Below are 12,438 nucleotides of genomic sequence, written 5' to 3'. Positions count from 1 at the left end.
GCTGATCAGAACCGCATCTTCATGCTGACGCCGACCGCCCAGGCCCTCAGCCGCGGGCTGTCTTCGTCTTCGCGAGGCCAGAAGTGGCCGAGCACCACGCCGCCGAGCAGCCAGTCTTGGTAGACAGGCTGCTCCCAGCGGGCCTGCACGCCGTAGTCGCTGACGCCGACGCCCGAGCCCTGCTCGCCGCTGGCCAGGGTTTCGAGCGCCAGCATGCGCTGGTCGCCGAAGGACCGATACGCTCCCAGCAAGGTCGACCATTCGAATTGCTTGGACTCCTGCGTGATCGTTGCCGAGTTGAGCCAGCGCGCGGCCAGGTCCGGCGTGAAGGCGTGTTCGTATGAGAGTGCCGTGGTCGAGCCGAAGCGATCTTCGAGCGACCAGAAGAACGTCTGCCTGAAATCGGCCAGGTCGTTCGGGCCGATCAGCCACTCGTTGCGGTATCGCGCCTGAGCGAACGGATTGAGCCCGCCGCGCAGGCCGACCCGGAGGTCGACCGCATCGTTGAGCGAGCGGCCGAGGCCGGCGAAGAAGTCGCGGTCGCGGGTGTCGTCGAGCAGGCGGTCCTGGCGCGAGAACGGGCCCGGCCGATCGGTGATCACGTCGCGCTGGTCGTCGCGGCCGACGAAGGCGTACAGCCGTTCCTCGATATTGGGCAGACGAAAACGCGCGTTGAAGCGCACGTCGAAATCCGGGTTGTCGTGCTGGCGCAGCAGCAGCGCCATGCTCAGGCGGCCATCGGTGACCTTGCCGCCGCCGGCCTCGAAGGGACGGTCGCCGAACCAGCTGTCGACCCCGCTGGCGAGCCAGACGGCGATCGAGCGGACGGTGCTGCGCGCCGTTTCGGCGGCCTCGGCGACCTCGGCCGGCACCGTTTCTTCTGCCTGCGCAGCGCCGCACGGGAACGCTGCCGCACAGGCCGCCAGGAGCCCCCATTTGAACGAACGGCTGCGATGCAAACCCGTGGCAGACACGCCCGCAATGTAGCGCCCCCGCCGCGAAGCGAGAACTGTCGTACCGCGGCGGGCCTTGTCGGCCGTCAAACCCGGCCTCGCTGCATCCCGCGATAGTGGCTCGGTCTCCACGACCAAGGCCGCCGGCTGACGCCCACCATGCCTCGCCATATCTTGATCATCCAGGGCCACCCGGATGCCGGCGGAACGCACTTCTGCCACGCCCTCGCTGCCGCCTATCGGGACGGTGCCATGACAGCCGGGCATCACGTGCGATCGCTGGACATCGGGACGCTGGACTTTGCGCTGCTGCGCCGTCAGGCAGATTGGGAGCATGGGCAGCTTCCGGCAAACTTGGTGCCCGCCCAGGCGGACATCGCCTGGGCCGAGCACTTGGTGCTGCTGTTCCCGCTTTGGCTGGGCGACATGCCGGCCCTGGTCAAGGGCTTTCTCGAGCAGGTCGCACGACCCGGCTTCGCCTTCAAGGGTGACGGGCCCAACCCGTTCGCGCACAAGGGGCTGGTCGGCCGCTCGGCACGCATCATCGTGACGATGGGCATGCCGGCGCTGTTGTACCGCTGGTACTTCCGCGCCCACAGTGTCAAGTCACTGGAGCGCAATATCCGGGTGCCCTGCCCCGCGCACAGGTGCCATTGAGATTCGACCAGATGGTGATGATGGTGCGGCCGGACGGCTGGGCAGATACCCAGCGCCCGATCGAACACACCTTGATCGGCGGCGTCGGGGCGATGAAGGCCGCCACCTCGAAAGCCTGGCTGGTGCGGCTGGGTCGTTTGGGCCAGGCGGCCGTGTAAGCCCGAAGGCGCGGGGCCTGCCGGCCGCGTCTATCATCGTTCGCGCGGGCTTGTCATGATCCCGCCCGCCTGGGATGCTCGAACGCCTGCTTCCGTCGCTCTCGCCCGGTAACCGCCTGCTGCTGCTCAACATCAGCCTGGCATTGGCCTACTACGTGACGGCCCAGCTGGGCATGGCGCTGGCCATCGGGCCGCTGCGCATCACGGCGATCTGGCCGCCTGCCGGCATTGCACTGGCCGCGCTCATGTTGTGCGGCCTTCGCGTTTTTCCCGGCCTGATGCTGGGCTCGGTCGCCACCCATTTTTCCGACTTTTTCGGCCCGCAGCTGGGCTACGGTGGCTCGGCGCTGCTCGGCGCGGCGCTGTTGGCCAGCGGCTCGCTGGTGCAGGCGACGCTGGCCGCGCACCTGGTGCGTGACGTGCCCGGCAAGGTGGAGGCCGCGCCCGTGCGGCAGACGCTGCACTTCGCACTGGTGGTGGGCGCGTGCAGCCTGATCGGGGCCAGCGTCGGCGAGGCCACGCTCTACGCCTTCGGCAAGGCGGCGCCGAAAGAAATCTTCTTCGGCGGGCTGACCTGGTGGGTCGGCGATGTCGCCGGCATGCTGCTCGTCGCGCCACCAGCCTTGCTGCTGCTGCACCCGGCGTTTCGCGGCCAGCGGGTCGCCGCACAGGCCTTCCCGATCATCTGCATGGGCCTGGGCCTGACGCTGTTCGCGACGCTGTCGGTCGGCGTGATGGAGCGCGACCTGCACATCGAACGCTTCCGCTCCGACGGCACGCGGCTGGCGATGGCGCTGCAGAACCACATCGACATGGCCGAGCGGGATCTCGAGATCCTGCAGCGCATGTTCTACAAGGTCGAGTTGCAGCCTGACGAGTTCCGCACCGTCTCGGGACCGATGCTGGAACGCAGCCCCTGGCAGCAGCACTTCGCCTATCTGCCGCGTGTCAGCCTGATCGACCGCGATTCGTTCGAAGAACGCAACGGCGATCTCACGCTGCGCGAGGTGAGCCCCCGCGACACCGTCATCTCCGCCGGGCTGCGGCCGGAGTACTTTCCGGTCCAATGGACGGCCCCGGAAGCGGGCCGCGAGGCCTTGCTCGGCATCGACCACTTGGCCGATCCGCAACGCGGTGCGGCCATCGACAAGGCGCGCGAAAGCGGTGGCATCGCCTCTTCTCTGCCTTTGCATTCCGTGGCGCAGACGGCAACCAGTGACCTGGTGCAGGTGCTGTATGCGCCACTGCCCGGCCTGACTTCGCGCGGGCTGCTGATGGACCCGCAGAACTTGCGCGGCATGGTTGCCGCGACCATCGACGTCGGCCTGCTGCTGCGCGCCGCGGTGACGCAGATGGACATCAACGGTCACCATCTGCTGCTGTACGACCCGGACGCACCGACAGCCCACGCGCTGGAGTGGCCGGCCAACGAAACGCTGGTGATACGCGACCAGGCCGAGCGCGACCGGGCATTGCCGCAGCTGAACAGCGGCATCCACCACGAGGTGGCGCTTCAGGTGGCCGACAGGCGCTGGATGCTGTTGCTGCAACCTGCATGGGCGCAGCTGGTGCCCAAGCCGGGCTGGCTGCAGCTCGCGGTGCTGGCTTCGGGCCTGATCTTCACCACGCTGCTGACTGGCTTCATGGTCGCGCGCCGCCGGCACGACCTGCTGGTCAGAGACCAGCAGCAGGCGCTCGAATCCCAAGTGGTGGAGCGGACCCGCGAACTGGCCCGCAGCAACGAGTCGCTTCGCGACGAAGTGGCCGAGCGCGAGCGCGCCGAGCAGCAGCTGCAGATGTTCCGCTGGCTGGCCGAGAGCGCCCACCAGGGCCTGGGCATTTCCGAGCTGGACGGCCGCATGGTCTACCTCAACCCGGCGCTGCGCCAGATGACCGGTGACGTCGACTGGACACCGGCCAGCAACCGCAATCTGCTGGACTACATGGGCCGGCGCTTCCGCAAGATCTTCGTCGACGAGGTGATGCCGGCGCTGAAGGAACACGAACATTGGGAAGGCGAATGGCGAATCGCCGCGCGCGGCGGCCGGCCTGCGCGGGTGCTGGCGCAGTCGCACTTCATCCTCAAGGACGACCTCGGCCACCCGCTGTACATGGCCAGCCTGATCACCGACGTGACCCAGCAGCGCGCGGTCGAGGACGAGCTGCGCGATGCCCAGCAGCGGGCCGAGGCGGCCAACCGCGCCAAGTCGATGTTCCTGGCCAACATGAGCCATGAGATCCGCACGCCGCTGAATGCGGTGCTGGGCTTCACGCAGATCCTGCTGGCCGACCGCACGCTGCCCGCCGCGGCGCACCAGCGGCTGGAGGTGATCCTGTCGGCCGGCAACCGGCTGCTGGGCCTGATCAACGATGTGCTGGATCTGGCCAAGATCGAGTCCGGCAAGCTCAATCTGGTATTGCAGGCCTTCGACCTGCAGCGCGAGTTGCAGGACATCAGCCATCTGTTCGCCAGCCGGGTGGCCGCCAAAGGCCTGGCCTGGGAGGCCGACCTGTCGGGCCTGCCGGTGCCGTCGATGGTGCAGAGCGACCGCAACAAGATCGGCCAGGTGGTCATCAACCTGCTGGGCAACGCACTGAAGTTCACCGAGCGCGGCCGCATCCGGCTGCAAGCCTGGCGCGACGGCGCTTCGCTGTGGATCGAGGTCGAGGACACCGGCCCCGGCATGGAGGCGGCCGAGCTGGAGCAACTCTTCACCCCGTTCAGCCAGGGCGAGGCCGGGCGCGACAAGGGCGGCTCGGGCTTGGGCCTGGTGCTCTCGCGCGACATCGCCCGCGCGCTGGGCGGCGAGCTGACATTGACCAGCACCCCCGGCGTGGGCACGCGCGCCCGCGTCGTGCTGCCGCTGCCGGCAGTGGACGCGCCGGAGGGCATTGCGTTGGCAGACGTGCAGTTGGCCCGGCTCGACCCGGCCACCCCGTGCCGCGCGCTGGTGGTGGAAGACGACCGCGACAGCCGCGACCTGCTGGTCAAGCTGCTGCTCGACATCGGCTGCGAGGTGCAGCAAGCCGACGACGGCCAGGCCGGGCTCGAGGCCTGCCGCCATGAGCGCTTCGACATCGTGTTCAGCGACATCCGGATGCCGCGGATGACGGGCGTCGACCTGATCCGCGCGTTGCGGGCGGCGCCCGAGACGGCGGCGCTGCCGGTGGTGGCGGTCACCGCGTCGAGCCTGGAGCACGAACGCCGCTTCTACATCGAGATCGGTTTCCAGGACTTCGTGCCCAAGCCCTACCCGTTCCGCGACATCTACCGCATGCTCGCCCGGTATGCCGGCGTGCGCTTCATCGATGAGCCGGGGCCGCCTGCCGCCCCCACGTCGGGTCCCGCCCACGGCCCTGTGGCCAGCGCCCCGGCCGAGACGCCACAGGCATCGCTGGATGCCGAGACGCGGCAGCGCCTGGTTGAGCTGCAAGCCGCAGCCGCCGACGGCGACCTGGGCCGCGTCAAGCAGCTGCTCGCCGGGCTGCCGCCGGACAGCCTCGGCAGTGCACGCGGCCGGGCGTGGGAAGACGCTGCCAAACGCTACGACTTCCAGGGTCTCGAAGAAGCGGTCGGTGAGTTTCTTCGCCATGCGCCGGGCGCTTGAACTGCGACAAACGCACGTCGGGGCGAGCCCGAAAAGCTTGAGCCGGCACCGCCACGCTGGCATACACTGGGTTTTCTTCGGCACCTCTTGATTGCTCAGCAGTGACCGGAATCAAGCTCACCGTCCTCATCGTCGACGACACGCCCGAGAACATCGATGTGCTGAGCGCCGTGCTCGAAGGCATGGGCTGCGAGCTGATGGTGGCCACCAACGGGCCCCGCGCGCTGGAGCTGGCCGCACGCCGCGCCCCCGATCTGATCTTGCTCGACGTGATGATGCCGGGCATGGACGGCTTCGAGGTCTGCCGCCGCCTGAAGGCCGACATGGCACTGGCCGAGATCCCGGTGATCTTCGTCACGGCTCGCACCGACGACATCAGCACCGGCTTCGGCGTTGGCGGCAGCGACTACATCACCAAGCCGATCAACACCGACGAAGTGCTGGCGAGGGTGCGCCACCAGATCGAACGCCAGGTGCTGCTGCGCGACCTGCGCGAGCTGAACCGCAGCCTCGAAGAGCGGGTGCGCGAACGCACCGCCGAGCTGACGCTGGCCAATCGCCAGCTGCGGGTCGAGATCAACGAGCGGCGCTACATGCAAGATCGCCTGAACTACCTGGCCACGCACGACTTCGTGACCCGGCAATACAACCGCGGCGCACTCGACGCCCACGTCTCCGAGCTGCTCGCCCGCATTCAGCGCCAGGCCACCGCCGCCGTGTTCCTGCTGATCGACATCGACCAGTTCCGCCTCGTCAACGAGACCTGCGGCTGCGTGGCCGGCGACGAGCTGCTGCGCCAGTTCGCCGAGCTGGTCAGTGGCGCCTTGCAGCGCTCGGACTTCTTCGCCCGGCTGGGCGGCGACAAGTTCGCCGTCGTCAGTGAAGACCAGAGCGAGGAAGGCGGCACGGCGCTGGCGCGCCACATCCACAAGCAGATCAGCGAGTTCGAGTTCCAGTGGGAGGAGCGGGTCTTCAAGCTCGCTGCGTCGATCGCGGTGGTGCGCATCCAGCGTGACATCGTCTCGTTCGACCAGTTGATGCTGATGGCCGACGAGGCCGCTTACCTGGCCAAGCGCGAGGGTCGCGGTGCGATCTGCGTCTACGACCCCAAGCGCAGCGCCAGCGACCCGCAGCGCGAGTCGATCAACTGGGCATTGGTGCTGTTCGACGCACTGAAGGAAAACCGGCTGCGCCTGTACGGCCAGCGCCTGCAACCGCTCGGGGCTCCGAGCGGGGCCCCGGCGCGGCTGCACATCGAAACGCTCGCTCGGCTGTGGGATCCGGTGCGCGAAAAGCTGCTGATGCCGGCGCACTTCATTGCCCCGGCCGAGCGCTTCCACCTGGTGATCGACATCGACCGCTGGATGATCGGCCAGGTCGTGGCGCTGCTGGGCGAGGTGCCCGACCTGCACGACCAGATCGGTCAGATCGCCGTCAACCTGTCAGCCATCACGATCCGCGACGCCGGGTTGTGCGACCACGTGGGCGAGCTGTTGGCCAAGCACCGGGTGCCGGGCCGGTTGTTGTGCTTCGAGATCACCGAGACCGAGGCGATCACCAACCTGCAGAGTGCCAGCAGCTTCATGCAGAATCTGCGCGACCTGGGCTGCCGTTTCTCGCTCGATGATTTCGGCAGTGGCTTCGCGTCGTTCACCTACCTGCGGCGCCTGCCCTTCGACTCGATCAAGATCGATGGCATGTTCGTGCGCGACATGGACACCGACGACGTGCACAGCGGCATGGTCCGCTCGATGGCCGAGATGGGCCGCCTGCTGAACAAGCCCATCGTGGCCGAATGCGTGGAGAACGAACGTGTCGCCGCGATGCTGCGCTCACTGGGCATCGATTGGGCACAGGGCTACCTGTACCACCAGCCCGAGGCGCTGACGCCGCAGTTGCTGCGCGAGTGGCTGGGCGATGCCAGTCGGGCCGACGCGCAAAAGGTGGCTTGAGGGGCTGGACGGCTGGTCCGCCCCTCCTCGCGTCGCCGCCCTCTCGGTGGCCGGGGAATCCGACTGCCTCGGCTGTCAGTCCGGCGCCACGGCGGATTCGCCGAGCCTCTGACGTCGGACGAGTTCCGCGTGCGAGAGGAAGCGTTCGAAGAAGGCAACGGGACACTCTCGCTCGGCCTCCCGCCACCGCGGCAACGCATCCTCGACGCGCCCCGACAGCACCAGCCATTGCGCGCCGTAGTAGTTGGCCTCGCAGATCCGGTCCGAACGATCGGGCGGTGAAGCCTGGCGCGCCGCTGCGTCCATAGTCGCCAGATCCGAAGTACCCAGGTAGACCGCGAGAATCGGCCCCGGCCAACCTGCGCGCTTGTCAGCCGGAAGCGCTGCGACCTGGCGGCGAAACTCGGCTTGCACCGCGTCGCGACCCTCGAGCTGGAGTGCAGCCAGGTACCACCACAGACTGGCATGACCCGGGAACTTGCCATCGGCCACGACGCGGCGAAGGCGTGGCTCCGCGGCCGGGATGTCGCGCAACGCGAATAGGATCAGACCCACGTGCACGTCGCCGTTCGCATCAAAGCGAGACTGTTCCCAGGTGAGCCGGTCCTCCAGGGCGCCAGCGAGGTCGAAGGCCTGCGCACGGTATTGGGCGCGGACCCATCTCGGAGACGACAGGAAGGGGCTGGCCGCGACCGCCGCGTCGAGATCGTCGCGGGCCGCGTCCCGCTGCTGGAGCGCGAGGTGCGTGAGGGCGCGATGCGTCAGTGTCGCAGCATCGTCTGGACGGATCCGCAGCGAGCGGTCAAGCATCGACAGTGCTTTCACGAAATCGCCCCAATCGTTGAGCAAGTCGCCATAGTGCGTCAGGAGATCGGGGTCGTTGGGCGCAAGGACCACGGCGCGGTCAAGGATCGCGCGTGCGGGGTCCAGCTCGCGCCGGCCTGCGTGTGCCTCAGCCTCGAGCATCAGAACCTTTGTCGACGATGGGAACTCCCGCTCGAGGGCTGCCAGGAGCGTCAGCGCCTCGTCGAAGCGCTCCTCGTCGAGAGCGATCATCGGCGGCAACAGGCGGGCACGCGGCGGATCAACCGGCAGGGACTCAGCTGCTCGGGCTGTCATCGCCGCCAATGCAATGGCGAAGAGCAAACACATGCCAAGGCGGAAGGTACAAAGCGTGGCAGGAAGGTGAGGCATCATCTCGGTCGAAGGGAAGGCGCCGGGCGTCCTGATGGATAGCGTGGCGGGGCGGCAGATGGCGCATTTTCGCGCCGGTGGGAGGCATGGCAACGTCATGAAGTCGAAGATCAATGCGCCACGAGAAGGGACCGCCGTGGCGAGAGATGGGCTCGGTGCGCTTTGCACAAACGATGCATGGGCGACCCCGACAGTCGGGAGGCAGGTGCTCCGCATTGCGCTGCTCACTGCGCTATTCGCGCCCGCTGCAGCGGCTATCGCGCAGTCGGCGAGTCCCGTCGATATCGCCCGCCTGCTCGCGCTGATTGATCAGCCCCGGGGGGGAGCCATTCCGGCGAGAACGAATACGGACGCAGGGCGTGCAATCTGGTCGATGGAACTGCCGGTGCCGCCTGGCGTGCTGGAAAACATCCCAGCAGTCACTCTCTACCACGGCGGCGGCACAGGCAACGGAAAGCTTGGCGTGGGGGGCAACTTCACGGCAACACACTCGATCCACCGCTGCCCGCCAACGATCGCGCAGGACGGGCACACAGATACCTTGAGACTGACGACGCGCGATCGGCTTTGCTACGACGGGCGCCGGCTCGTTCCGACGCACGCCGCCGCCTCACGAGCGCGTCCAGGTAGCGCGGCCTACGATGCCGCGTACTGGGCCGACGACGCTGTTTATGCAACCGAGGAGACCTCCGGACTTCGCGTCAGCCGCATGCCGGGCGGCTTTGCCCTGAGACACCCGGGTGGACGTGTCGACGCCTTCGGGAGCGATGTGACGCCGTCGCAGTGGATGGATCTCGGCACGGACGCCGCGGGGCGCGCCGGCCCGGTCACATGGTGGTTGAGGCGGTCAGCCGACCGCTACGGGAACGCGATCGACTACGGCTACGAACGTGGTGCGGCGGGCGAGCAGACGCTGCTGACCACGATCCGCTATGGCGGGCGGCCGGGCGCCGCCCCCCCCAGTCGCACTTCGCCACCGTCGTATTCGAATACGAGCCTCGCCCCGATGCGGAGCGCATCTTCATCGCGGGAGGCCGAGCGGATGCACTTCGCCGCCTGCGTCGAGTCCGGACCTTGACCGACACGGCAAGCGACGGCAGCGGCGGTATGCCGGTGCTCGATCTGCGGCTCGATTACGGCGTGAGCCCAACCAGCGGTCGCAGCCTGCTGTCCTCGGTCACGCTCTGCACTGGCGACGGCGACTGCCTCGCCCCGACCCGCTTCGGGTTCGGGCAACCGGCCTTCACTCCAGCGTTTGCAAGCCTGGGTACGTGGACGGGCCCCGTGCTCGAACGACTGGCCGGAGGAGCCGAGCTGCTGGCGCCGCCGTCCTCGGGAGCGCCGGGCGACCCTGCTAGCCGTCTGTCGCTGGCAGACCTGGGCATCAGGACTGTCGACGTTGACGGCGATGGTCTCGATGACCTGCTGGCGCCTGGCCAGCCGGACCCCGAGGGAGGCCCGACAGGAACGATCCTCTTTCGCAATTCGGGGCACGGCTTCAGTGCCCAGCCTGCGCTGCCTGGGCGCCACCCTCGGGAGCGGGTAATGGCGACGGGGGACTTCGACGGCGACGGGTCGATGGACTTGGTCGTCGCCCGATCCGGCGACACGGCCACCGATGATGCGCCTAGTCACGGCGCCTTCGCCTGGTCCCGCTGCGATGCACGCTTCCGGACAGGCCAGGGCTTCGTGTGCCGTCCGATTCCCAATGTGCTTGCCGGAACCCTCCGGCACTGGGTATACGACTTCGACGCTGACGACCGCAGTGATGTGTTGTTCGATTCGAAGACGGCGCAGCGACTGTGCCTTTCCACCGCTACTTCCTTCGAATGCCGCGACCTGCCAGCAGGCCAGCGCTACGTACTGCCGCCAGCCTCTCTGCTCAAGGATCCGAATCGCTGGAGCAACGATTTTTCTGACATCGATGGTGACGGCCGCACGGATCTGATGAACTACGAGTCGGAGAGCGGCGCCCTTGTGGCGTACAGCTACGGGTACGACGCGGAAGGGCCGAGGGCCTCCGACCGCGTTCGACTGGCGCACTGGCCCGACGTCGCCCCGGAGAGCGCGGGCGCCGCCGGCGACCTGAATGGTGACGGCTATACCGATTTCGTGGCCGAGACGCGCGATGCCCGGTCGGGGATGCCCACGTACCGCATCTGCTACGGCAGCGGCCTGCGATCGGCGGCAGCCTGCGAGGCGTTGCCCCTTGCGCTCGGCTCCCGTGTTCTGCTGGCCGGGGACTTCATCCGCAACGGACAGCGCGCGACCCTGGTGGCCGACGATGCAGATCCTCTCCACCTTCGCAGCTGCGTCGTGCACGGGGATGCACGTGCAGCCTGCCCCTTGCGCTGGGAGTTCCGGGACGCCGAAGGCTATCGGCTGACCCGCACATCGCCGGGCGACCGGTGGCTGTTCCTGCAACTGATCGATGGCACAGTTCCGGAGCTCGTGCGATACCGGCGCGGCGGCCACTACGAAGTTTTCGGTGCCCGGCGGCTTGCGGCGCCGCGTGAGGCTCTTGACCAGCTGGTATGGGTCGAGGACGGATGGGGGGTGCGAACCGAATGGCGCTATGCGCCCGGCAACTTCGTGTACGACGCTGTGGCGCTGGATCCAGATGATCGCCCGCTCTCGACATCGTGGCCGATCAAGAGCGTGCCACGCATCGCAGACATCGTTGCAGGCGCGCGGCAAAGCGTGCGCGGTCAGCACGAGGATGTCGCCTACAAGTATGCTGGTGCGGCCCGGAGCTCCATCGGCCGAGGCTACTTGGGGTTCCGCCGCATCGACCGCATCGTCGATCGGGAGCCTTCTCGGACGGATTGGTACGCCAACTCGTGGCCCTTCATCGGCCTGTCCACCGACTCGGTCATCCGGTGGCCGGATGGGGGCACCGTCCTTCACACCGACTGGGACGCGAAGCACCGGCGCCTGGACGCTCATCGCACTACCGTCATCGCGGTTTCCCGGCGTCTCACGTCGAAGAAGACAACGTCGAACGCAGAGACGGGCCACTCCGACGAGCGCAACCTCCATGACGATTGGGGCAACCTCGTTGCCAGTGAGAAAACGGACACGGAACCGGGCGGCCGGGCCACCCGCACCACCGTTCGAATCGACTACGCCTTCGACCCTGCACGCGACGCTGCCCCACGCAAGAAATCTGCATCGACCACGGTCACGCGCGGAAGCGGCGTTCCCCAGGTCACGCGCGACTGGCACGACTTCGACCCAGTCACCCTTGAGACGAAGTCGCAGGGACATTCAGACAGCGCCGAGACCTCATTCCACGTCCAGACGATCTTCAAGGATGTGCGGGGACTGCTACGTCGAATCGAGAAGACATGGTTCGATCGTGCAACGGATAAGCCGCAGAACACCATCGTGCGTGAGTTCACCGAGTACGACAACCATGAGCGCATGTTTCAGACGGTGCTCGACGGCAGTCAGCAAGTGGTGCACAGAGAGCTTTCGGATGCCCGCGATGGCCGTTGGATGTACCGTGCGGATGCAAATGGCGAACAACTACGCCGGGGCGACCTCTTCGGCCTCGAATGGATCATCACGGGGCCAGACGCGCAGGAGACACATCACTACGTGCGACGCTGCGATGCCAGCTGCCCAGTCGGCGCAAGCGTCGAGATCGACGTGCGATTGCGTCGAGGCCCGGACGGCGCAAAGGAACGAATCGGCGATCCGAATTTTGTCTTCCGCGATGGCACCGGAGCAGTGGCGGGGCGATGGCCGCCTGCGCAGAATGCCGCTTCGGCGAGCACGTCGAAATAGTCGCGGATGGCGCGTGGCGTACTCACCCCGCATGATGGGCCGGCCAAGGGCGGTGCTGGATTGACTCCAACAACGACGAGTTGAACTTGACAGCCAGAAGCAAGGCGGGCGCCTTGCTTCTCAACTC

At 67.4% G+C, this 12,438-nt stretch carries 8 protein-coding genes; 6 read left to right on the top strand and 2 right to left on the bottom strand.

Annotated features, from left to right (window positions below; all coding sequences use genetic code 11):
• Positions 1 to 5 precede the first annotated feature (5 nt).
• Positions 6 to 872 carry a hypothetical protein gene (locus VFY73_RS09115; protein ID WP_329717862.1) on the bottom strand — a complete coding sequence of 289 codons (867 nt, stop codon included), beginning with the start codon at positions 870 to 872 and terminating at the stop codon, positions 6 to 8.
• A gap of 240 nt (positions 873 to 1,112) precedes the next feature.
• On the opposite strand from VFY73_RS09115, the gene VFY73_RS09110 reads away from it, so the two are divergent.
• The 4 genes from VFY73_RS09110 to VFY73_RS09095 all read left to right on the top strand — a co-directional run bounded on the left by VFY73_RS09110 (position 1,113) and on the right by VFY73_RS09095 (position 7,328).
• Entirely contained in the window at positions 1,113 to 1,610 is a 498-nt protein-coding gene (locus tag VFY73_RS09110; protein ID WP_329717860.1) for an NAD(P)H-dependent oxidoreductase, read from the top strand.
• Positions 1,601 to 1,768 carry a hypothetical protein gene (locus tag VFY73_RS09105; RefSeq protein WP_329717858.1) on the top strand — a complete coding sequence of 56 codons (168 nt, stop codon included), beginning with the start codon at positions 1,601 to 1,603 and terminating at the stop codon, positions 1,766 to 1,768. The genes VFY73_RS09110 and VFY73_RS09105 overlap by 10 nt, the downstream gene beginning before the upstream one ends.
• 74 nt (positions 1,769 to 1,842) lie before the next feature.
• Positions 1,843 to 5,376, top strand: coding sequence for an ATP-binding protein (locus tag VFY73_RS09100; RefSeq protein ID WP_329717856.1), 3,534 nt, complete (start codon positions 1,843 to 1,845; stop codon positions 5,374 to 5,376).
• 101 nt (positions 5,377 to 5,477) lie between these two features.
• A complete protein-coding gene (locus VFY73_RS09095; protein ID WP_329717854.1) occupies positions 5,478 to 7,328 on the top strand; it encodes an EAL domain-containing response regulator in 1,851 nt (616 codons plus the stop codon).
• A gap of 75 nt (positions 7,329 to 7,403) precedes the next feature.
• Here the strand turns inward: VFY73_RS09095 and VFY73_RS09090 are convergent, their stop codons facing one another.
• Entirely contained in the window at positions 7,404 to 8,384 is a 981-nt protein-coding gene (locus VFY73_RS09090; RefSeq protein ID WP_329717851.1) for a tetratricopeptide repeat protein, read from the bottom strand.
• A gap of 235 nt (positions 8,385 to 8,619) precedes the next feature.
• Here VFY73_RS09090 and VFY73_RS09085 point away from each other — a divergent pair, with 235 nt between their 5' ends.
• Both VFY73_RS09085 and VFY73_RS09080 read left to right on the top strand, forming a co-directional pair.
• Complete coding sequence (locus VFY73_RS09085; protein WP_329717849.1) at positions 8,620 to 9,600, top strand: hypothetical protein; 981 nt, start codon at positions 8,620 to 8,622, stop codon at positions 9,598 to 9,600.
• The gene (locus tag VFY73_RS09080) at positions 9,597 to 12,311 is read left to right on the top strand and encodes a VCBS repeat-containing protein (protein WP_329717847.1); all 2,715 of its coding nucleotides are present in this window, start codon (positions 9,597 to 9,599) and stop codon (positions 12,309 to 12,311) included. Before VFY73_RS09085 ends, VFY73_RS09080 begins: the two co-directional genes overlap by 4 nt.
• The last annotated feature ends 127 nt before the right edge of the window (positions 12,312 to 12,438 follow it).

Source organism: Ideonella sp. (assembly GCF_036277275.1).
Classification (GTDB): domain Bacteria; phylum Pseudomonadota; class Gammaproteobacteria; order Burkholderiales; family Burkholderiaceae_C; genus Ideonella.
This window is presented reverse-complemented; position numbering and strand designations above follow the sequence as displayed.